Raw genomic sequence first — 22,335 nt, 5'->3', positions numbered from 1 at the left:
GTCAAGAACTTTTTTTCCGTCCCCGACCGCCGTCTCTTTTTCCCGAAGCGAAGGTGCCTTTCTACACACTCTCTCTTTCTCTGTCAAGCACCTTTTTTACTTTTTTCCCGCACCACGACGGCCCCCCAGATCCAAGGCCCTTCCCGCGCTGCGAAGCCGTCCTTCTACACCCACTCCCGCTACCTGTCAAACCCTTTTTTCCTCAGCTGGCTTTCAGGCGTCCACCCTTTTTCCGTGTCTGTTGGACCATTCCCTTAATCTTTCACAAGAATACGGTGGATTTTCTTCTTCCCGGCCTTAAGCAGGATGCCCTCGCCGGTCACATGTTTTATTCCGATGCTTTCGTCGAAGGCTTCAATGCGTTCGTCATTCACATAAGCACCCCCCTGCTGGATCAGGCGCCTGGCAGCGCTTTTGGACTCACACAATCCCGTTTCCGTAAACAGCTCAAAAGCGGCGATTCCCGCCTCGAGGCGCTCTGTCGGCAAGACCGTCGAGGGGACGCCCTGCATCTCGTCCCTGACACTCCTGGGAATAGTGCTCGAGGGCAGCAGGTCCTCGGGTAGACTCCTTCTGCCGAAAACGCTGCTGGCGGCTTCATAGGCCTTCAACGCTGCCTCCCGGCCGTGGGTCTGAGCCGTCACTTCATAGGCCAGCATCGTCTTACAGAGATTCAAATCCTGTCCCTCAAGCCCCTCAACGACCCGAATTTCCTCCACCGGCAGGAAGGTATAAAGCTTCAGAAACCGCTCTACATCCCGGTCGTCCGTATTCACCCAATACTGATAGAACTCGAAGGGGATCGTCCGCTCGGGGCTCAACCAGACGGCTCCTGAGGCCGTTTTCCCCATCTTGGCTCCGGAGGCGGTAGTCAGCAGGGGGAATGTGATGGCGTGGGCAGTCTTCGAAGCCTTGCGGCGAATGAGCTCAATGCCGGCAACGATATTGCCCCATTGGTCATTGCCCCCCATCTGCAGATAGCAATCATGATGCTCAGCCAGATGATAAAAATCATACGCCTGCAGAAGCATATAATTGAATTCAATGAAATTGAGTCCCGATTCGAGCCGCTGCTTGTAGCTCTCCGCCGCCAGCATCCGGTTGACACTGAAATGCCTTCCGATATCCCGCAGGAATTCAATGTACCCCAACCTCAGCAGCCAGTCCGCGTTGTTCACGAGGCTCGCTTTTCCGTCGGCGAAATCTATGAAGTGCGACAATTGCCGTTTCAGAGCATCGACATTCGCCTGGATCTGATCCGGGCTGAGGATCTGCCGCATCTCCGTCTTCCCACTGGGATCCCCCACCATGCCCGTTCCTCCCCCCACCAGGACAATGGGATGATGGCCGGCCCGCTGCATGTGCGCCAGTACCATGATGGGCACCATGTGGCCGATATGAAGGCTGTCGGCGGTGGGATCGAAGCCGATATAGCAGGAAGCGGGCTTTGACAGATACCCTCGCAGGTCCTCTTCTTCCGTCGTCTGAGCTACAAAACCTCTTTCTTTAAGGATATCATAAACATTCCGCTTATCAGGCACTGTAATCTCCTCGATTAAAAAACCAGTATCCTCAGGCAGGGAGCTCGATAGGATGCTGTCCAATCAAATCTGCCGGCCGCTCGTGTCGGCCCGGGGACCTGCAGAGAGTCTTTTCAGCCAGGAGGCGTTGCCTCCACCACGATCTGCATCACTCTACTCATCACTTGGCGTACTCGACCGCTCTCGTTTCCCGGATGACCGTCACCTTGATTTGCCCGGGATACGTCATTTCCGTCTCAATCTTCTTGGCAATATCCTTGCTCAGCAGGACCACTTCCGCATCCCCAACGGAGGCGCTTTCCACGATGATGCGCAGTTCCCGCCCCGCTTGTATGGCATACGCCTTCGTGATTCCGGGGAAGGAGGCCGCGATCTTCTCCAGCCCCTCCAGGCGCTTGACATAGGTCTCCAAAAGCTCCTTGCGTGCTCCGGGCCTGGCACCAGAAAGGGCGTCAGCCGCCTGCACCAGGATCGCCATGATGTCTTCCGCAGGGACATCCTCATGATGCGCAGCAATGGAATGGACGATGGCCGGACTCTCTCCGTACCTGCGGGCAAGATCCGCTCCAATGGTGGCATGAGGCCCCTCGATCTCATGATCCGTGGCCTTGCCTATGTCGTGCAACAACCCCGCACGTTTGGCATGCTTTTCGTTCAACCCCAATTCCGCCGCCATGAGTCCGCACAGGAAAGCCACTTCACGCGAATGCTGGAGCACGTTTTGAGCGTAGCTGGTGCGGTATTTCAATTTCCCCAGAAGCTTGATGAGCTCGGCGTGTATGCCGTGCACCCCCACGTCGAAGGCCGCCTGTTCCCCGGATTCCCGGATGGTCGTTTCGATCTCTGAATTGACCTTTTCCACTATCTCTTCGATGCGTGCCGGATGGATGCGTCCGTCGGAAATCAGGCGCTCCAGGGACAATCGTGCGACCTCTCTCCTCACGGGGTTGAACCCCGAGAGGATCACCGCTTCGGGTGTGTCATCGATGATGAGGTCGACCCCTGTCGAAGCCTCAATGGCCCGGATATTCCTTCCCTCACGTCCGATGATACGTCCTTTCATTTCTTCGTTGGGAAGATTGACCACCGAAACCGTCTTTTCGGCCACATAGTCCCCTGCATAGCGCTGGATGGCGAGAGCAATGATGTTTTTTGCCTTCTTGTCGGCGATCTCCCGCGCCTCCGTCTCGATTTTCTTCACAAGGAGGGCGGCGTCGTGTCGGGCTTCGTTCTCCAGGGCCCGAATGAGCATTTCCTTGGCCTCCTGACTGGAAACTCCTGACAACTCTTCGAGCTTCTTTCTCTGCTCTTCAACGAGCGAATGCAGTTCCTTCTCTCTATCCGCGATTTCATTTTCCTGCTGAAGGATCACTTTCTCTCGCTTGGCGATGGTGGCTTCTCGCTTGTCCAAAGCCTCGGATTTTTTGTCGAGGTTCTCTTCCTTCTGCAGAATTCTCTTCTCGAGTGCCTGGAATTCCTTTCGATTCTCTTTGCTCTCCCGTTCAAACTCCGTCTTCATCTGAAAGAGGCTGTCCTTGGCCTGCAGGATAGCCTCCTTTTTTATGGTTTCCGCTTCCTTCCGGGCTTCATTGAGTATATTCGCGCCCTGCTCCTGAAGACCTTGGATGCGCTTTTCCAGCCAGTACTGGCGAAAAGCAATTCCCAGTGCCACTCCCACCGCCAAGCTCAGCAGAATGAGTGATACACCCGACATATATCCCATAGTGAAATATTCCTTTCGAACGCCTCATAGAATCACACACATTGATTTGGCATTCTTTTTTCTCCTGCAGATGCTCGTCGCCCTCTGCAGGGGAAAAGAGAACAACACTATACGCCTGAAATAAAACGCAATGGCTGGAGCATGTGGTTTGATGGAAGAGAGCAGTCGCTGAGCCGTGAAAAGGACAAAGCTTGCCGGCGGGAATGACGATCTGGACGTTGTCTGGTGCAGTACTTCGGAAATGACAGCCCCACATTCGTGATCGCTGTCGGGATCGTCGGTAATTAGAAGAGAGTCAAACTTGAGTGCCCCCGCATCGTGCCGTGTTGATAGTCGGCCATGAACCGATGTCATAAGGTGGGTACCCCGTAGCTCCTTCAGGCGTTCAGTTTCCTGACATGCACACCGGAGCAAGAGAGGGCTCCCGCATTTGTTACTGTTGGAACAGGAACGTTCTACCAATCACAAACACAGCAGGGGTCACATCTTTTATATTGGAGGCTCGAAAGCCATATTTCAAAACAAGTGCTCTCTACTGAGAGTCGCTCAAAGGATCCAGGATATATACGCCCCGCGGCATCCGCCGTGGGAGGCTTCCATCCTGGAATATCGCACCTTTTTGGAAGCATTGAGCACCATACAGGCAGTTCCCATTAAAAACGCCCGCACAGGCTCTCACGTAGCTCCTCTCTCACGCTGCAATCAGAACGGCTGATCCTTACCGCCAAGTGCCTCTTTCGAATCGCCACTCCCGCTGGAACCCTATCGGGTGGTCCTCCGAAAATCAAACAGTTCCATCTCTGCGATGGAAACCGCCCAAAGCTGCTCACCTCAATAAAGGGTGAAGAGTGCCTAAAAGCGCGCATCACCAAAAATATAAAATATATGCTAACTCTCACATTTCAGTAGCATTTTATTCAAAAAAACAAAAACAAGTCAAGCTCAATCTATGAACAGGCACGCATATGTACAGACATCAGCGTCCAAATGCCGCATTCATGGTTCTATTTCTGAAAAATGCTTCCCTTCCTTTTCCACGATCCGATATCTGGACGCTCCCAAGGAATGTCAGGCAGGGGGCCCCTCACAACCTTTAAGAAAAAAAAAGCCCCTCCACAATGGAGGGGCTTTCATAACGCTTACATGGTTAAATTGAAACTAACGCCGCTCTGCAATCTTCAGACGTGCCATAGCCCGCTGCAGGGCAGCCTGTGCGGTGACAAAAGCATACCGGTCCTTCGCCTCGGCCATCCTGCGCTCGGCTCTTTCACGAGCAGCCTTGGCCCTGATGACGTCAATCTCACCAGCCACTTCAGCGGCGCTTGCCAAAACGGTCACACGGTCTGGCAAAACCTCGGCATATCCCCCCATGATGGCAACCGAGTGCGTGTTGGCCCCGACGCGGAAGCGGAGCTCGCCCACCTTGAGTTTACTGACAAAAGGGATGTGGTTGGGCAGCGCACCAAATTCCCCTTCTTCCCCCGGAGCGACGACAATGTCCACCGTTTCGCTCAGCACTTTCTTTTCGGGGGTCACTATCTCCAAAAGTATTTTATTGGCCATACGCTCACCATTCTCTTTGCTTATGCAGACATTTGCTTGGCCTTTTCCACAGCTTCCTCAATGGATCCCACCATGTAGAAGGCCTGCTCGGGAATGTCATCATATTTCCCTGTGCAGATCTCGTTGAAGCCCCGAATGGTGTCTTCCATCTTGACATACTTCCCGGCAACACCCGTGAACGTTTCCGCCACGTGGAAGGGCTGGGAAAGGAAGCGCTGAATCTTGCGTGCGCGAGCAACCGTCAACTTGTCTTCATCGGAGAGCTCGTCCATACCCAGAATAGCGATAATATCCTGGAGGTCCTTGTACTTCTGCAGAATCTGCTGCACTTCACGTGCCGTTCTATAGTGTGTTTCACCCAGCACGGTGGGATCCAGGATTCTCGATGTTGAATCGAGGGGGTCCACAGCAGGATAAATACCAAGCTCGGCAATCTGCCGCGAAAGTACGACGGTCCCGTCCAGGTGGGCGAATGTCGTTGCAGGAGCTGGGTCGGTCAAGTCGTCTGCAGGCACGTAGACGCACTGAACGGAGGTGATGGATCCCTTCGTGGTGGAGGTAATACGTTCCTGCAGGGCACCAAGGTCCGTACCCAGAGTCGGCTGATAACCCACGGCTGAAGGCATACGACCCAGCAGAGCGGAAACCTCTGCACCAGCCTGGGTGAACCGGAAGATGTTGTCGACAAAGAGGAGCACATCCTGTCCTTCCACATCGCGGAAGTACTCAGCCTGAGTCAGGGCGGACAGGGCGACCCTTGCACGCGCTCCGGGAGGCTCGGTCATCTGGCCATAAACCAGGGCCGCACGGGGTAGAACCCCGGAATCCTTCATTTCGTGGTAGAGATCGTTTCCTTCACGAGTACGCTCGCCCACGCCGGCGAACACGGAAATACCACCGTGCTGCATGGCGATATTGTGAATCATTTCCATCATGACGACGGTCTTGCCCACGCCTGCGCCTCCGAACATGCCCATTTTACCGCCGCGTGGGAAGGGAACGAGAAGGTCGATGACCTTTACGCCCGTTTCAAGAACCTTTACAGAGGTGTCCTGCTCGGTGAAAGCCGGAGCCGCACGGTGGATGGGCATATATTGGTCGGTATTGACCGTGCCGAGACCGTCCACGGTACGCCCTACAACATTGATGACGCGCCCGAGAACGCCGTTCCCAACGGGCATCATGATGGGTTTTCCGGAGTCTTTCACCGCCATTCCGCGCACGAGACCATCTGTCAAGTCCATACCGATGGTCCGCACAACATTGTCACCCAGGTGCTGCGCAACTTCCAGGACCAGATTGTCCTCTTCAGGACCCAGACCGGGATTGGATACAAAAAGGGCGTTCAACAGCGGTGGAAGCTTTCCTTCTTCGAATTCGACGTCAACCACGTTACCAATGACTTGTACGATTTTCCCCATATTCATGGGCTTATAACCTCCTTAACTCAAGAGAAGCACCAGCTCACCTTATTTTCTCAGGGCTTCAGCGCCGCCGACGATATCCATGAGCTCCTTCGTAATCCCTGCCTGTCTCGCTTTATTATAAACAAGAGACAGGGTACGTACCAACTCCTTGCAATTGCTGGTTGCATTTTCCATGGCTGCCATTCGCGATGCATGCTCACCCACAGCAGTCTGATAGAGAAACTCCAGGAGCTCGATGAAGACGTAGTTCGGCAGCAAATCGTTCAAAAGCGCTTCATGGGAAGGCTCGAAGAGGTATTCTACATTCCCGGCGCCTTCTCCCCCTGAGGCTGCTTCAGGAGCAATGGGCAGCAGCTTGAACGTGGCGGGGACCTGCCTCACGATGCTGACGAAATTGCTATAGATGACATAAACCTCATCGCAGATCCCGTTTTCAAAATTGCTGATGGCATTACTCCCCAGCTCCACGGCGTCATCATAGCTGGGTTTGTTCAAAAGCCCGGTCACACGCTTGCTGATTTCAACAGTTCGACGTCGAAAGTAGTCGGCACCCTTCTTGCCCACGGCCACCAAACTGACTTCAATCCCTTCGGCCTGTTTGGCTTTGATAAATTTCTCGGCGGTGACAATCAGGTTGTTGTTGAAACTACCGCAAAGACCTCTATCGGGAGTCAGCAGGATCAGCTCGATTTTCTTCACTTCGTCGCGAGGCTTCAGAAGCTCGAACCGACCATCGTCCTCTACGCCCGAAGCCAGGCGCGATATAACTTCATTGAATTTGGTGGCATAAGGGTGGAACTGCTCCATGTTCTGCTGAGCCCCACGGAGCTTGGCAGCCGCCACCATGTTCATAGCTTTGGTGATCTGCGAGGTCTTCTTAACGGCGTCGATTTTTCTCTTGATGTCCCTCAGTGTTGCCATAGCACACTCTCTCTTTTTCTAGATTATCGAATTGGACGCCAATCAGCCTTGAAAAACCTCTGCAAACTCCTCAAGAGCCTTCTTCATTTTTGCATCTAAATCGTCGCCGATCGCCTGTTTTTCCTTGAGCTCGGCAAAAATCTCGGGATACTTGCGCTCCACGAAGGCAATCATCTGAGTCTCGTAGGCTCCGACCTGCTCCACGGGGATGTTGTCCAGGAACCCTCTCGTGCCTGCATAAAGAGCGGTAACTTCCTTCTCTGCGGACATGGGCTGATACTGGGGCTGCTTCAGCAGTTCCACCAGACGCATACCGCGATTCAACTGGGCCAGGGTGCTCTTGTCCAGATCGCTACCGAATTTGGCGAAGGCTTCCAGTTCGCGATACTGGGCGAGCTCCAGGCGCAGCCGGCCTGCAACCTGCTTCATGGCCTTCGTCTGAGCGGCACCACCCACGCGGGAAACGGACAGACCCACGTTGATGGCCGGACGGACACCGGCGAAGAACAGGTTCGGCTCCAGGTAAATCTGGCCGTCCGTGATGGAGATCACGTTCGTAGGAATGAAGGCCGAAACGTCGCCTGCCTGAGTCTCGATGATGGGCAAGGCCGTCAGAGATCCCCCACCCAGCTCCTTATTGAGCTTGGCAGCCCGTTCCAGCAGCCTGGAGTGATTGTAGAAAATGTCGCCGGGGAAGGCTTCGCGTGCGGGCGGGCGGCGGAGCAGGAGGGAAACCTGGCGATACGCCGTTGCCTGCTTGGAAAGATCATCGTAAATGATCAGAGCGTGCTTGCCGCGGTCACGATAGTATTCGCCCATGGCGCAGCCGGCGAAGGGAGCAACGTACTGGAGAGCTGCAGGGTCGCTGGCGCCAGCCACGACAACCGTAGTGTATTCCATGGCACCGTGCTTGCGCAGGACGTCCACCACCTGGGCCACTGTAGACTTTTTCTGACCTACGGCCACATAAATACAATAGATGCCGCTGTCTTTCTGGTTGAGGATGGCATCCACCGCGATGGCCGTCTTGCCGATCTGGCGGTCACCGATGATCAGTTCGCGCTGCCCACGTCCGACAGGGGTCATGGTATCAACGGCTTTGAGGCCCGTATACATGGGCTCATTCACGGACTGCCTGGCGATAACACCGGGGGCGATGACTTCGATACGGGAGAATTCCTTCGCTTCGATGGGACCCTGCCCGTCGAGAGGATTTCCAACGGAGTCCACAACGCGACCCAGAACAGCCGCACCGACGGGAACTTCAGCGATGCGCCCCGTTCTACGTACTTCAGCCCCTTCCTTGATGAGCGTGTCTTCACCCAGAATGGCGACACCCACATTGTCTTCTTCCAGGTTGAGGGCCAAACCGTAAATGAGTCCTTGTTCGGTAGGGAACTCAAGCAATTCCATAGACATGCACTTTTCAACGCCGTAGACACGCGCGATACCGTCTCCGACGGAAAGCACACGCCCAGTCTCACTGAGCTCGACCTGTTTCTCGTAGTCCTTGATTTGATCTCGAATAATTTGGCTTATTTCTTCTGCTCTGATTTCCATTAACCTAACGCACCCCTCTTCAAAGATTCTTTAAAGTTGAGCAACTGTCGCCGTACACTCCCATCCAAAACCAAATCGCCGATCTGAGCAACAACCCCCCCGATCAAGCTGGGGTCCAATTGAAACTCTATGACGACCTTTTTCCCTGTCATGTTCTCAAGCGTTTGAGTGATTTCCTGAATGATCGTCTCATCCAGCTCACTGGCAGCCTTGAGCTGGGCGCGTGCGACATTTTCATGTTCGTCGATCAGCTTATGGTAATATTGCGCGATATCCCCTATGTGCTGCACACGCTTTTTCTCGATGAGAAGATTGATGAAGCTCTTCATGATGGGCGTCATCTCGGCCTTTTCAGCCACCGCATAAAACATGGACTTCCTTACCGCCTCAGGATACAGAGGATTTTGAACGGCGTCCGCAAAATCCGGAAGATCCTTAAGGAGCTGCATGAACCCATCCAACTCCCGTCCATACTGCCCAACCCACCCTTCACTCAAGGCCAGATTGAACAACGCCTTCGCGTACCGTTTGGCTATGACTAAATTTCTCACTTCGCCTCCACCGTAAGCCTTCCACAGGGGTTAGAGTTGCTGTCACCACAACCTGTACACTTGACTTCAAGTCTTGCTACTATCTCATTCCCTAAACACGCAGGCCCCGCGAAGAGCACCTCCACCACCGTCACGGGATGAGGCTCTTCCCAAGCCCTAGACTTCGATCAGTTTTCCCTGGGATCGGTTTACCTCTGTCACTCGTGCCACAAAGTCCTGAACCAAGCGATGCTGGTCGTCCGCCTGCATATTCTGGCGCAAGATCTCCTCGGCAGCCGCCACGGACATCTCAGCGATTTCTTCCTGCAATTTCTCTTTGGCGACCTTCAGTTCCTGCTGAATGGCGATCTGCGCCTGCTGCTGAATGTATTGCGCCTGCCGCCCGGCCGATTCAACAATTTTCTTTCGCTCAGCCTCACCCTCCGCAATAAGCTCAGACACTATCTTCTGCGTTTCACCTTCCAGGTCAGCCATCTTCCCGCGGTATTGAGCGGCCGTCCGCTCGGCCTCCAGCTTCTTGGCTTCCAGCTCGGCCAGCATGGCCCGGATGTCATCTTTCCTGGAAGTAAAAAAGCTGCCGATCGGCTTCTTGAGAAGTTTAATCAGGATAGCCAGAAGAATGGCGAAATTCAATGTTCGGAGCGCAAAGTCAAACCAGTTCAAACCACCCTCATGGCCACCCCCTCCGGAAGCCAGAGCCACCCCTGTCGGAGCAAGGAGCAACCCAGCACCGAGGAGAACCGTCAAAAACTTGCTCTTCATGTCGTCCCCCCTCACACCCTCGCGCATCTAAAGACTCCTTCCCAAAATCTTCTGTGCCAACTCAACAGAAAAAGCCCTCACCTGACCGCTCAACTGATCCCGCGCCCCTTGAATGTCACTCTGAATCCGAGCACGCACATCCTGCAGCTGCTTCCCCGCCTGCTCAACGGCGTTGCGCATCAGTTCCTTTTCCTGAGCATAGGCCTCGGCCTTCAGCTCCTGAATCTTTTCCCGCCCCATTCGCCGAGCGTCTTGAATCTTTTGATTGAAGTCCTCGATGGAAGCCTTCACCTCGGCGTCCATGCGCTCGATTCCCTGCTGCTGCTCCTCGACGAACTGCTTTCTTTTGGCAACAATGCGGCGAATCGGTCGGTAGAGGACCAGATTCATGAGGAAAAGCAAGACCAAAAAATTACCCATCTGGATCAAAAGCGTCACATTAACGTTGATCATCTCTCCCCTTCCCTTCACTGTAGTCTTCGTAATTTATTGCACAAACCAACCTTTATGTGACCTGCTGCTCATTCTGAGCCATCCAGCGCCCGTCGACACACGGATACTATTCAGCTACAGCAACAGCATGGAAGCCCAACATATGCGAGCTGTTAGCACAAGTCGGAAACGTTGGCAAGCGAAAAGTAATAAAAATCACAATTGAACGAGAATTGGCCGGAGTCCTGTGCTGCTTCGGCCGGAACGACTCAACGGGTATGGAACGTGTAGCGACGCATGCTCACATTTTCAATGATTCCGACGGCAAAGCACAGCGTAATGATGGAAGATCCCCCGTAGCTCACAAATGGGAGAGTGATTCCCACCACGGGCAGCAGCCCGATCACCATCCCGATGTTGATGAGGACCTGCCACAGGATGAGGGAGGTCATCCCCACCACCAGCAGAGATCCATACCGGTCTTTGGATCGGCGCGCCACTCGAAGGGCAATAACCACCAGCAGGGCGAACAAGACGAGGAGCAGCATACAGCCGAGGAAGCCCCATTCCTCGGCCCAGACCGAAAAAACGAAATCCGTATGCTTTTCCGGCAGAAATCGAAGCTTGTTCTGCGTCCCGTTGAGAAACCCCTTGCCCCAGAGCATCCCCGACCCGATGGCGATTTTGGACTGGCGAATATGATAACCGGCCCCCAGTGGATCCAGGTCCGGCCGAAGCAGGATCATGATGCGCTGCTTCTGGTACGGCTTCAGTACATGCTCCCAAACCGGCCACAGGCAGGGCAGCACCCCGAGCACCAGCCCCAGGATATAACGCCACCGGATCCCCATAAATAGAACCAGGGTGCAGGCGATGGCACTGACGGAAATGGCAGTCCCCAGATCCGGCTCGGCCAAAATGAGCACAGCGGGAACCATGAGCATGACTGCGGGAGGGAACAATTTTTTGAGGCTGGGATAAGGTGAAATTTCGTTGGAAGAAAAATAGCTCGACAGCTGCAGGACGATGGCAATCTTCATGAATTCCGACGGCTGAAACTGAAAACCTGCCAGCTGGAGCCACCTTTTGGATCCATTGACCTCCCGCCCCGCCACCAAAACCAGGAGGAGCAGCAGTATGACAAAGATGTAAATCCACAGGCTGATGGCTCTGAGCTGCTGATAATCCACCAGGAGAGTACAGAACATTACCGTGAACCCCACCAGCAGCCACAGCACCTGCTTTATAAAAAGGTTATTGGTGGGATTTGCCTGAATCTGAGGATAGAGGGCGCTGTACACACTCAACAGGCCGATGCAGCAGATGGAGAGAAGCACCCAAATCAAAGGCCAGTCGAAGTTTTCTATCAAACGCCTATCCATCATATGACACCAGGTCCTCAAGCACCGATTAGAGAAACATCACACCATGGCAGGAAAGGCCAGCGCATCCTAAGGCTTCGCCCCCGCATTGCCGTTCAGATAGGCTGCAATCACACGCTGAGCGAGAGGTGCGGCCGTCGAGGACCCATGCTCCCCGTGCTCCACAAGAACCGACACAACGATCTTGGGATCGTCCGCCGGCGCGTAGGCCACAAACCAGGCGTGGTCCCTCTCCGTCAGTTTGGCCATGCGCGCCGCCAGCTTGCGATTGACATTGTCCGCCATCCGGACCACCTGGGCCGTTCCTGTCTTCCCGGCGATGGGGATGGACCGGTCTTTGATGGCCGAATGCGCCGTCCCGCGATCACTCTGGACAACACCATACAGCCCCTTGTGCACGATCTGAAAGCACCGCGCATCCACGGGAATATTCCACTTGAGCTTCCCTTTCATTTCGTCGATCTCGCCGGAGCTGCCCCCCTCGATGCGCCGCACGACAAAGGGCTGCCAGAGCTTCCCGCCGTTGGCGACGGCCGCATAGGCATTGGCCATCTGGAGGGGTGTCGTCGTATCAAATCCCTGGCCGATGGCGATGGAAAGCGTTTCCCCCTTCTGCCAGGGCACATGGAACACCTTCTTTTTCCAGGCGGAGGTGGGAATGTTGCCGGGATGCTCCCCCCTCAGACCGAGGCCCGTCTTTTCACCCAGGCCGAAATAATGAGCGTACTGCGCAATACGGTCCACGCCCAGTCGCAGGCCCGTCTGATAAAAATACACATCGCAGGACTCCACCAACGCCCGCTCCACCGACACGCTGCCATGCCCGTGGTCTTTCCAGCAGCGGTATTTTCGATTGGCGAAAAAAAGAAAGCCCGGACAGCCGAATGAGGTTTCCGGCGTCACGGCCCCCTCCTGCAATCCTGCCAGAGCCACCAATGGCTTGTAGGTGGAGCCGGGAGGATAAGCCGACCCGATGCAACGATTCAGCAGCGGATGGCGCGGATCTTTGCTCAGCCCCTGCCATTGCTCCCGGGTCAATCCACGGACGAATTGCTCCTGGTCGAAGGTGGGATTGCTCGCCATGGCCAGGACCGCGCCGTTGTTGGGGTCCAGCGCCACAATCCCACCCACCTTGCCCTCCATGCAGGACTCCGCCACTTTCTGCAGTTCGATATCCATGGTGAGCCACACATTTCTTCCCGGAATGGGAAGGACCTCATCCAGGACGCGCATCCTCCGCCCGATGGCGTCCACTTCCACCTGGCGCCCGCCGCGCTTTCCATGGAGATACTGCTCAAAGGCGCCTTCCACTCCAAATCGGCCGATATCCTCGCCGGCAAAGTACCCCTGGTATTGCTCTGATTTCAGCTCGGCTTCGGTGATCTCACTGAGATACCCGATCAAATGAGCCGCCGTACCGTTCCAACGGTATTCCCGCTTGGGCTCCAGTTGTATGACCGCACCGGGCAGCCTGATCTTATGCGCCTCGATGCGGGCCAGAGAATCCCTGTCGAGATCGGCCGCAAGCCGAATGGGCAGAAACTTGGGCGTCGCCTTTCCGGCCTCCAGAACATCGAAAAACTCCTGGGGCGGCCTGTTGCAGAGCTGCGCCAGTTCGCGGATCGTCTGATCCATATCCTGCACATCCTCGCGGATGAGCAGCAGGTGGTAAGCGGGACGATTCTCCACGAGGGGAATTCCATTCCTGTCGTAGATGATGCCCCGGGGAGCGGGAATATCCTCCAGCCTGATCCGGTTGTTTTCCGACTGGTAACGATACCGCCCGCCTTCCAGGATCTGCAGATGCCACATGCGCAGGAGATAGATGAGGAGGACGCTCAGCATCAGTGCAGCCAGGAGAAAATACTGCTTTTGGAAGACCGACGTCTCGGCCGCTTCCCAATTTACAAGGTGCAGATTTTCGGATTTCTTTTTTCGTGTGTCCATCGTTCAATCAGACGGAAAAAGGGCGAAAGCGGCGGGCATCCCCCCCGGAGCGACTTGAATGCACCAAGCCCAGCCTTTCTGCTTCATCTCCACTCTTTTTTCACGTACCAGAGCGGGTAGAGCACCAGGGGGGAGCACAGCATCATGATCAAGGCCCGAACCGCGAGGTTCATCCAAAGAGAAATAACCGACAGAGTCCCCGCGGGCTCAGACATGAGATAAAGACCCAGGGCAACGGACTGCCCCAGGGCACACAAGCCCACAAAGCTCATTTGATAAACGGGGTTTTGAAATTCCAATTTTTCCATGGCCATGTTCACGAGACAGATGGCCACAATGTAAGACCCCAGATGGAAGCCCCAGAACTTTCCCGAAAAAACATCCAGCGTGAAGCCCCAGACGCAGCCATAGAGCAGGCTCACCAGAGGAGGCCATTCCACCGCCACCCCGAACATGAGGGCCAGAAAGAGGTCGATGCGCAGGGCGGGGTAGGGAAGGCGTGAAACCCACTGGGCCTGCAGGAGGAAAAGAAAAAAGGTGTACGCGGTCACCCTGAAGAAATGAAAATCGCGCCAGCGGGTTGTCGATTTTAAGTATACCAATCTCTGTCGCTCTTCTTCAATGGATCCGCCCGCAAAATCACTCTTCAGTCATTTCTTGGGGCATATTGATGTCACGCTTGATGATCAACAGCTCTTCCAGAGCACTGAGGCGCACCAAGGGCTTCACTTCGATCTTCTGAAAGAGATCGACGGGGTCCTTGAAAATTCCCTGCACCACCCCCAGCCGGAGCCCTTTGGGAAACACGCCGTCTTTCCCGGAGGAAATGATGAGATCGCCCACCTGAACATCGAGATTGCTCCGCACATACTTCAGAACACACCCGTTGGCATCCTTCCCGCTCAGCACCCCCCTGACGCGGTTTCTCTGAACGATGGCATCGACGGAACTCCCCGTATCGGTGATGAGCAGGACCCGCGCGTAACGATCGGAAACATCCAATATGCGCCCCACCACCCCCTCGTCGTTTACTACGGCCATATCCTGCGCGACCTGATTCTGAAACCCCTTGTCCACGATGAGGGTCTGGAACCATCCCGTCAAGTCATGCAGAACCACCTGCGCCGCTATGGTCTCCGCGTGGATCGTGCTCTTGAAATCCAGAAGGCGCCTCAGCCGCAAATTCTCTATGGAAGCCTCCTGGTAATCCGCCAGCTTTTGCTCCAGCGCGACCACCCGTTCCTTCAGTGCCTCATTTTCGTGGTTGATCTGGCGCAGCCAGATGTATTCCTTGACGATATGCTCCACAAAGCCGGTTGAATTCTTTACATATTCAATGACAGGCGCCAGCGATTCCACCACGATTCGCTGGAGGACGTCCATGCGCTCGGGAGGCCGAAAATTGAGGGAAAAGATATAGAGAAAGACACTCAGAAAAACAAGGATCAAAAACGCGCCACGCAACCGACGCCACCACTCGGTCATAATTTCCAAGCCTCATTCAAGTCCCGGTATTCCACGGGGGTGCATCCATGCGCAATCCTCAGGTTCAGCTTCCCCGGCCCGGATTTCCCTCAGGTGAGCACTTCCTTCAAAATCTCTATTTCTTCCAGGGCTTTCCCCGACCCCAGAACCACGGTGGACAAGGGATCCTCCGTGATGGTGATGGGGAGTCCCGTTTCTTTGCGCAGCAATTGATCCAGCCCTTTCAGAAGAGCGCCTCCCCCCGTCAGGACGATGCCGCGGTCGACAATATCACCCGCCAGCTCGGGAGGCATCTGCTCCAGTGCAATCTTGACGATCTCGACGATGGAGTCGATCTGTTCCTGGATAGACTCCCGGACTTCATCGGAATTGATCTCTACGGTTTTGGGGATGCCGCTCACCAGATCACGTCCCTTGATGGACATGGTCTCCACTTGTTCCATGGGATAAGCGTTTCCAATGGTGGTCTTGATCAACTCGGCCGTGCGCTCCCCAATGAGCAGGTTGTATTTGCGCTTGATGTGCTGAAGCACCGCCAGATCCATCTTGTCGCCGCCCGCCCGCACCGATCGGCTGTACACGATCCCCGCCAGGGAGATGATGGCTACCTCCGTCGTCCCTCCCCCAATATCCACCACCATGTTGCACAGGGGCTCTGTGATGGGCAGACCTGCACCAATGGCCGCAGCCATGGGCTCCTCGATGAGGTAAACTTCTCGGGCGCCTGCGGATTCCGCGGACTCCCTGACGGCACGCCGCTCCACCTGGGTCACTCCCGACGGAATGCAGACGATGATTCTCGGCCGGATGAGGCTCCTCCGATTGTGGACCTTCCGGATAAAATACCTCAGCATGGCCTCAGCCACCTCGAAATCCGCGATGACGCCGTCCTTCATGGGTCGGATGGCCTGAATATTGCCCGGGGTTTTCCCCAGCATCATTTTGGCGTCCTTTCCCACCGCCACGACCCGATTCGCCCCCTGCTCGTCTTTACGGACCGCTACCACGGAAGGCTCACAAAGCACAATCCCCTTGCCGCGCACATACACAAGCGTATTGGCTGTTCCGAGGTCGATGGCCAGGTCATTGGAAAACCACCCCAGAATGCGATTTAAAAACATCAAGCCCTTCTCTCCTTTTCAAATTCAAAGCGGATTTTTAAAAGGCTCAATTCATAGCACGGCCCTGCTCGATCTTCAACAGCTAAGAATGCTTCCATGCTATCCCTCAATTTCGGCTAGAAAAATTTCCACCAGGGCGTTTTCCTTTTGTTTTCCCCGAACAATCCTCCTCTCTTTCCGCGCTTGCCACTTCCATTTTCTCGAAAGTCCTTTCCGCGGTGGCGGCATCATCTCGTCGGCATTGTTTTGCAGGATTTTACCTCCTGCAGATTTTGCTGCTTGACAAAGAGAAAAAGATTCGATTAAGGATTCATCTTTGCATCTAAGGAAAAGAGTCGCAAGATTGGAAGAACGCGGGTGTTCCAGCATCGGAACCATATTTTCATTCAACAACGAGGTGAATCACCATGAGTAAGAGGACCTTTCAACCCAGCAATCTCAAACGAAAGAGAACCCACGGTTTTCTGGAGCGCATGTCGACCAAATCCGGGCGGGCGGTTCTGAAAAGAAGGCGCGCCAAAGGGAGAAAACGCCTTTCGGCTTGATCCGGATCGCATGATGACACGTTACACCCGAACCGTGCATCCAGGGGTTCTGAGGAAACCGCTGGATGGCTGAATGCTGCTTTCGCCCTCACGAAAGACTGCGGGATTTTAATCAGTACCAGCAGGTCAAACGGGCCGGTAAACGGGTGCGCACTCCTCATTTCGGCGTGAATTTCTTGACCAATGGACTACCCCATCACCGCCTGGGCCTCATCGTTCAGAAGCGGTTCTGGAATGCAGTGAACCGGAACCGCATCAAGCGCCGGGTGCGAGAGTGGTTTCGCTTGCACAAAGAGACTATTCCTTTGCCGGGCAAAGACATTGTCATCATTGCCCGGCAGGGGGCCGAAAGGCTGTCGTCCACCGAAGTGACGAGGGAGCTCATTCGCGTCTTTGCAAAACAGGATGGCCGGAGTTCATGATCCGTTGGATGTGTCTTGGTTTGATCCGTTTTTATCAACTTTTTATCTCCCCCCTGAAGGGCCCCAGTTGTCGATTCACTCCCACATGCTCCCAATACGCCCATGAAGCCATTTCAGTCTATGGCCCGGCCAAAGGTTTTTGGCTGGGGTTGAAGCGTTTGGCCAAGTGTCATCCGTTTCATCCGGGAGGTTATGATCCTGTCATGCCGCAACAGGGTGAGCACGACTCAAGCCGGGGGGAAACCGTTGTCACAGACAAGCGGACAGGCCGTTGCACATTTCTTGACTTCTAAACCTGCTCGATCTTTGCCACTCAACTATTCAAATTTCGAATAGCACGGAGTATCCCTGTATGGAAAAAAGAGCGTTGGTTGCCCTGGTTCTATCTTTGGCAGTGCTTCTCTTCTGGGAGTATTTTTTCGGACTTTATCGCACAGACACGCCACCGCAGCAAAAGCAGGAGCAGGCAGCTCCTGCCACGACACCCGAATCGCAGCCAGGGGCCCCCCCCCCTACCGCCGGTCTTCCCGTCACCCCGGCCCAATTGCCCCAGGAGCGTCTGACCCAGTTGGGAAAACAGTTCGACAACTGGACGGTGAACGATCAGCTTTACAAGATGCAGGTTTTCGCTCCCGGAGGCCGCATCGGCTCTTTCGAATTGAAGAAATACCGTCAGCAGCTGAGCCCCGACTCTCCCCCCATGGAGCTGGTACCCGCCCAGTCCAGCGGCTACCTCCCCCTGGCCGTGGACCTGCTTCAGCACCAGGATTGGCAGCTTTCCAACCGCCCGTTTTCCAGCAGCTCCCCCAAAGAGATCAGCCTCTCCTCGGGGGATAAGCCCCAGAGCCTCTCCCTTTCCACGGAAATCCCCGACCAGGTCCGGTTGAGCAAAACCTTCACCTTCACGCCCGATTCCTATGTGGTGGACCTGGACATCCAGCTCGAAAATCTTTCGAACGCGGTGCTTTCAGACCAGATGGGCCTCAGCTTCTATGTACAGCCTTACACCGCTCTCAAGAACGAGTCCTCTTACAATGCATCGCAGCTCTCCGCGTATCAGGCTGGCTCTCTGTCCACCTACCCCCTGAAGGATTTGATGAAAAAGAATGTTACCCTGAGCCCCCCAATGGACTGGGTCGCCTACGAAAACAACTACTTCATTCAGGCGGTCGTTCCCCTGGAAGAGACCGGCTACCAGATCATCCCCCGAGTCCTCAGCACCGATACGGGGCTCACTCAAGTCGTCTTCCTCAGCGACCCTTTTCAAATCAATCCCCAGGAGAAGAAGAATTTCAAAGTCAGACTGTACATGGGTGCGAAGGAAATCAGTCGCCTGAACCAGGCAGGCCATAACCTGTCCCACGCCGTAGACTACGGCTGGTTTACCTTCATCGCAAAACCCCTCTTTTACGTCCTGCAGTGGCTGTACAAGTATTTTCACAACTACGGCGTGGCCATCATCCTCCTCACGGTCATGATCAAGATCGTCTTCTGGCCCCTCACTCAGAAGAGCTACCAGTCCATGCAGAAGATGAAGAAGGTCCAGCCCAAGATTGCTCAGATCCGTGAAAAATATAAAGACGACAAAGAAAAGCTCAACAAGGAGCTCATGGAAGTTTACCGCACTCACAAGGTGAACCCCATGGGGGGATGCCTGCCCATGGTCCTGCAGATTCCCGTGTTTTTTGCCCTCTACCGCATGCTGTACGGGGCCGTGGAGCTTCGCCACGAGCCTTTCATGTGGTGGATCAACGATCTCACGGCACCGGACCGGCTCGATGTGGGCTTCCCCATTCCCTACCTGGGGGGACTCCCCGTCCTGACCATTCTCATGGGGATCTCCATGTTCATCCAGCAGAAGATGACGCCCAGCAGCGGAGACCCCCGGCAAGAGCAAATCATGTTGATCATGCCGGTCATGTTTACTGTTTTCTTTATCAACTTTCCATCGGGTCTTGTGTTATATTGGCTTGTAAACAACGTCTTATCCATCGCGCAGCAGTACATGATCAATCGTCAGAATGCCTGATGACCACCTCCCCGCTACAACGACTCATAACTCGCCTGATCGAGGAAATTAACGGAGGAGAGAATGTCCATTCTTGAACTGGAAGAAAAATCTGTCGAGGAAGCCATTGCCAGGGCTTGTGAACAACTTCAACTGCCTCGAGAACAACTTGACATCGAGATTATCTCCAAAGGTTCGTCCGGCATATTCGGTATCGTGGGCGCAAAGAAGGCAAAGATCCGTGTCACCCCAAAGGTCCTTCCGGCTACGGCGGTTGCCGAGCGGGCCAAAATGGTGCTCACCGAAATCCTGAAGCATGTGGACCTGCCCACCGTCGTGGAAGCGGAAAACAAAGAAGACTACGTCTACCTCAACATCATCAGCAACGGCTCCGGCCTCCTCATCGGCAAGCGGGGCAAGACCCTGAACGCCCTTCAATATCTCGTATCCAAGATCCTCCAGCAGGAATTCACCGAGAGCCTGTCCATCGTCGTGGACACGGAAAACTACCGCACCAAGCGCGAGGGCAGCCTCACGGAACTGGCTCTGCAGTTGAGTGAAAAAGTCAAAAGAACCCTTCGCCCCCTCACTACCGGCCCCATGAATTCCCAGGATCGCCGCATCATCCATCTTGCCCTGAAGGAAGACCATGACGTGCGCACCAAGAGCAAGGGCGAAGGCAACCTCCGACGCGTCGTCATCTACCCTGTCCGCCGGGGCAAGAAGCCTCAGAACAAAATCACCGTCACGGAACAGGAAGCCTGATCCGAGCACCCTGCCAACAATGGACTTGAACCGAACAGACGAAGACACCATCGCCGCCATCGCCACTCCCCTCGGCGAAGGCGGAATCGGAATCATCCGCATCAGCGGGCCGGAAGCTCTCCCCATCGCGCAGAAGATCTTCCGGCCCGACACCGCTCGCCCCGCCCTGCAGTCCCATCATCTCTACCACGGCTGGATTCTGGACCCCACTACGGGAGAACGGGTGGACGAGGTGATCCTGAGCTACATGGCCGCACCCCGCACCTACACCCGTGAAGACGTGGTGGAAATCAACGGGCACAGCGGGTATGCCGTTCTGGACCGGGTCCTGGGGCTGGTGATCCAGGCCGGAGCACGGCTGGCTTCTCCCGGCGAATTCACGCGGCGCGCCTTCCTCGGCGGACGCATCGATCTTTCCCAGGCCGAGGCGGTCATCGACCTCATCCATTCCCGGTGCGAAAAGTCCCTCTCCCTCGCCACACGGCAGCTCCAGGGGGAATTCCGAGACCGCATCCTCCAGTGGAGGGAAACCCTCCTCCATTTTCAGGCCGCCATGGAGGCATCCATGGACTTTTCGGAAGACCTGGAAGATGAGAAGGAGGAAGACCCTGCGGTCCCCATCCAGGAGCTGGAGAACAGGCTCATCATTCCCCTGCAGGAAATGGTCGCCCAGTACGATCGGGGGCGCGTGCTGCGGGAAGGCTTCACCCTCGTCCTGGTGGGAAAGCCCAACGTGGGGAAATCCTCCCTACTGAACGCCCTCCTGGGGAAGGATCGGGCCATCGTGACGGAGACCCCCGGAACCACGCGGGATGTCATCGAAGACGCTTTCGTCCTTTCAGGCATCCTGGTCCGCATCCTGGATACCGCCGGCATTCGCCACGCCCCCGATGCCATCGAATCCCTGGGCATCGAACGAACGCTCCATTCCGTAGCCGATGCCGATGCGACCCTTTGGCTCCTGGACCAGAGCCGACCCCTGACACCGGAAGACGATACCGTGTACGAGAGCATCGCATCCCGGCCCCACATGGTCCTTCTCAACAAGCACGATCTTCCCCCCGTCGTGGCGGTGGAGGAGGTGAAACGACGTTACCCCGCATCCACGCGGATCCTGGAGCTTTCCGCCTTCAACCCTCAGGACATCGGGACACTCCGGGAGCACCTCGCCACCCATTTTCTGAAACAGCCCCTGGATTCCGATCGATCGGTCCTGCTGTCCAACCTGCGTCATCGGGACTGCCTGGTGCAAGCGGTTGAATCGCTTCTGCGTGCAGGAGAGCTCCTGGCATCCCGCGGATACGGGGAATTGGCGGCGGAAGAGCTCCGTTCGGCGCGGAGCCAGCTGGAAGCGATTCTGGGCTGGGGGGGGAGCGATGAAGAGCTCCTGGACCGCATTTTTTCTCAGTTTTGCATCGGGAAGTGAGAGGACTGCCTTGCCCCTTCTCCTGAACCCAGTGCAACCCCGTTTTCCGGTGAATGGAAGGAAGGCCGGATCATGACGCCGGAGGTTTTCGAGAGAGAGTTGCTGCGGCTCGCGGAGGCTGCGGGTCTGCAGCTTTCAGAAGAGCAGGCAGAATTGTGCTGTCAGCACATTGCCCTCATGCTGGAGTGGAATCGGCGTGTGAATCTCACGCGCATCACGGACCCTTACGAAATCTGCGTCAAGCACCTTCTGGATTCCCTCCTCCCGGCCCAATGGCTGCCCCGTGAAGGCCTGGCCCTGGATATCGGCACCGGCCCGGGCTTCCCCGGCGTCCCCCTCAAGATTCTTTGCCCGGACCTGACCACTGTACTGCTGGAAGCCAATCACAAAAAGGTCGCTTTTCTCAAAGTGCTCCTGTCACGACTGCGCCTCAAGGACCTTCATGCCCTGCAGGGGAAGTGGGAAACCTTTCCGGAAAAGCCCGATCCCCTCTGCCGGAAGCAATACACCCTCATCACCATGCGGGCTGTAAAGCTCCAGCCCGAACACCTGACGGAGCTCGCTTCCCGCATCCTGGCACCGGGAGGAGTTTTTGCCTGGTGGGCGGGGCCCGGGGAAAATCTCCCGACGGTTGCTGCGTCCTCTCTCCAGGATGCCTCCATGGTTTTCCACGCCAACTTTTCCTATGCCCTGCCCGGAGCATCCCGCCCCCGGCAGCTGTTCCTGTGGAAAAAGGCTCCTCAGTCTCTATAGA

22 protein-coding genes and 1 other RNA gene are annotated in these 22,335 nt (G+C 55.4%); 7 read left to right on the top strand and 16 right to left on the bottom strand.

Translation table 11 applies throughout. The features are described 5' to 3' along the window. Positions 1-254: 254 nt before the first annotated feature. The 16 genes from tyrS to MWC30_RS18805 all read right to left on the bottom strand — a co-directional run bounded on the left by tyrS (position 255) and on the right by MWC30_RS18805 (position 16,808). A complete protein-coding gene (gene tyrS, locus MWC30_RS18880) occupies positions 255-1,541 on the bottom strand; it encodes a tyrosine--tRNA ligase (RefSeq protein WP_244085758.1) in 1,287 nt (428 codons plus the stop codon). A gap of 160 nt (positions 1,542-1,701) precedes the next feature. Further along, positions 1,702-3,264, bottom strand: coding sequence for a ribonuclease Y (rny, locus tag MWC30_RS18875; protein WP_244085757.1), 1,563 nt, complete (start codon positions 3,262-3,264; stop codon positions 1,702-1,704). Between the two features lie 304 nt (positions 3,265-3,568). Beyond that, a non-coding RNA gene (gene ssrS, locus MWC30_RS18870) (6S RNA) lies at positions 3,569-3,747 on the bottom strand. A gap of 675 nt (positions 3,748-4,422) precedes the next feature. After that, positions 4,423-4,827 (bottom strand): F0F1 ATP synthase subunit epsilon, encoded by a 405-nt coding sequence (locus MWC30_RS18865; protein WP_244085756.1) that lies wholly within the window; start codon positions 4,825-4,827, stop codon positions 4,423-4,425. Between the two features lie 20 nt (positions 4,828-4,847). Beyond that, positions 4,848-6,254 carry a F0F1 ATP synthase subunit beta gene (gene atpD / locus MWC30_RS18860; RefSeq protein ID WP_244085755.1) on the bottom strand — a complete coding sequence of 469 codons (1,407 nt, stop codon included), beginning with the start codon at positions 6,252-6,254 and terminating at the stop codon, positions 4,848-4,850. Between the two features lie 42 nt (positions 6,255-6,296). Next, the gene (gene atpG / locus MWC30_RS18855) at positions 6,297-7,175 is read right to left on the bottom strand and encodes an ATP synthase F1 subunit gamma (protein ID WP_244085754.1); all 879 of its coding nucleotides are present in this window, start codon (positions 7,173-7,175) and stop codon (positions 6,297-6,299) included. Between the two features lie 42 nt (positions 7,176-7,217). Then, positions 7,218-8,735 (bottom strand): F0F1 ATP synthase subunit alpha, encoded by a 1,518-nt coding sequence (gene atpA / locus MWC30_RS18850; protein WP_244085753.1) that lies wholly within the window; start codon positions 8,733-8,735, stop codon positions 7,218-7,220. Then, positions 8,735-9,286, bottom strand: a complete 552-nt coding sequence (gene atpH / locus MWC30_RS18845) for an ATP synthase F1 subunit delta (protein ID WP_244085752.1) — start codon at positions 9,284-9,286, stop codon at positions 8,735-8,737. The genes atpA and atpH overlap by 1 nt, the downstream gene beginning before the upstream one ends. A 156-nt stretch (positions 9,287-9,442) precedes the next feature. After that, positions 9,443-10,075, bottom strand: coding sequence for a hypothetical protein (locus MWC30_RS18840; RefSeq protein WP_244085751.1), 633 nt, complete (start codon positions 10,073-10,075; stop codon positions 9,443-9,445). Beyond that, complete coding sequence (locus MWC30_RS18835) at positions 10,076-10,501, bottom strand: ATP synthase F0 subunit B (protein WP_244085750.1); 426 nt, start codon at positions 10,499-10,501, stop codon at positions 10,076-10,078. A gap of 248 nt (positions 10,502-10,749) precedes the next feature. Beyond that, on the bottom strand, positions 10,750-11,865 hold the full coding sequence (rodA, locus tag MWC30_RS18830) for a rod shape-determining protein RodA (RefSeq protein ID WP_244085749.1): 1,116 nt from the start codon (positions 11,863-11,865) through the stop codon (positions 10,750-10,752). Positions 11,866-11,931: 66 nt separating this feature from the next. Next, complete coding sequence (gene mrdA, locus MWC30_RS18825) at positions 11,932-13,809, bottom strand: penicillin-binding protein 2 (RefSeq protein ID WP_244085748.1); 1,878 nt, start codon at positions 13,807-13,809, stop codon at positions 11,932-11,934. An 83-nt stretch (positions 13,810-13,892) separates the two neighbouring features. Further along, positions 13,893-14,411, bottom strand: coding sequence for a rod shape-determining protein MreD (mreD, locus tag MWC30_RS18820; RefSeq protein ID WP_244085747.1), 519 nt, complete (start codon positions 14,409-14,411; stop codon positions 13,893-13,895). 37 nt (positions 14,412-14,448) lie between these two features. Next, on the bottom strand, positions 14,449-15,294 hold the full coding sequence (gene mreC / locus MWC30_RS18815; protein ID WP_244085746.1) for a rod shape-determining protein MreC: 846 nt from the start codon (positions 15,292-15,294) through the stop codon (positions 14,449-14,451). 89 nt (positions 15,295-15,383) lie between these two features. Beyond that, a complete protein-coding gene (locus MWC30_RS18810; RefSeq protein WP_244085760.1) occupies positions 15,384-16,415 on the bottom strand; it encodes a rod shape-determining protein in 1,032 nt (343 codons plus the stop codon). 99 nt (positions 16,416-16,514) lie between these two features. Next, a complete protein-coding gene (locus MWC30_RS18805) occupies positions 16,515-16,808 on the bottom strand; it encodes a hypothetical protein (protein ID WP_244085745.1) in 294 nt (97 codons plus the stop codon). 14 nt (positions 16,809-16,822) lie between these two features. On the opposite strand from MWC30_RS18805, the gene rpmH reads away from it, so the two are divergent. From rpmH to rsmG, 7 genes are all read left to right on the top strand, one after another. After that, on the top strand, positions 16,823-16,960 hold the full coding sequence (rpmH, locus tag MWC30_RS18800; RefSeq protein WP_244085744.1) for a 50S ribosomal protein L34: 138 nt from the start codon (positions 16,823-16,825) through the stop codon (positions 16,958-16,960). Positions 16,961-17,025: 65 nt separating this feature from the next. Next, positions 17,026-17,382, top strand: coding sequence for a ribonuclease P protein component (gene rnpA, locus MWC30_RS18795; protein WP_244085743.1), 357 nt, complete (start codon positions 17,026-17,028; stop codon positions 17,380-17,382). Further along, entirely contained in the window at positions 17,379-17,675 is a 297-nt protein-coding gene (gene yidD, locus MWC30_RS18790) for a membrane protein insertion efficiency factor YidD (protein WP_244085742.1), read from the top strand. Before rnpA ends, yidD begins: the two co-directional genes overlap by 4 nt. A gap of 59 nt (positions 17,676-17,734) precedes the next feature. After that, on the top strand, positions 17,735-19,411 hold the full coding sequence (yidC, locus tag MWC30_RS18785; RefSeq protein WP_244085741.1) for a membrane protein insertase YidC: 1,677 nt from the start codon (positions 17,735-17,737) through the stop codon (positions 19,409-19,411). Positions 19,412-19,474: 63 nt separating this feature from the next. Next, positions 19,475-20,155, top strand: coding sequence for an RNA-binding cell elongation regulator Jag/EloR (gene jag, locus MWC30_RS18780; protein WP_244085740.1), 681 nt, complete (start codon positions 19,475-19,477; stop codon positions 20,153-20,155). Positions 20,156-20,174: 19 nt separating this feature from the next. Continuing rightward, positions 20,175-21,581: a tRNA uridine-5-carboxymethylaminomethyl(34) synthesis GTPase MnmE gene (gene mnmE / locus MWC30_RS18775; protein WP_244085739.1), complete on the top strand. Its 1,407-nt coding sequence runs from the start codon at positions 20,175-20,177 to the stop codon at positions 21,579-21,581. A gap of 72 nt (positions 21,582-21,653) precedes the next feature. Next, positions 21,654-22,334: a 16S rRNA (guanine(527)-N(7))-methyltransferase RsmG gene (gene rsmG, locus MWC30_RS18770; RefSeq protein ID WP_244085738.1), complete on the top strand. Its 681-nt coding sequence runs from the start codon at positions 21,654-21,656 to the stop codon at positions 22,332-22,334. Position 22,335: the final 1 nt, after the last annotated feature.

The organism is Desulforhabdus sp. TSK, assembly GCF_022836495.1.
Classification (GTDB): Bacteria; Desulfobacterota; Syntrophobacteria; order Syntrophobacterales; family Syntrophobacteraceae; genus Desulforhabdus.
The sequence above is the reverse complement of the archived record's forward strand: the minus strand, read 5'-3'. Positions and strand labels throughout refer to the sequence as shown.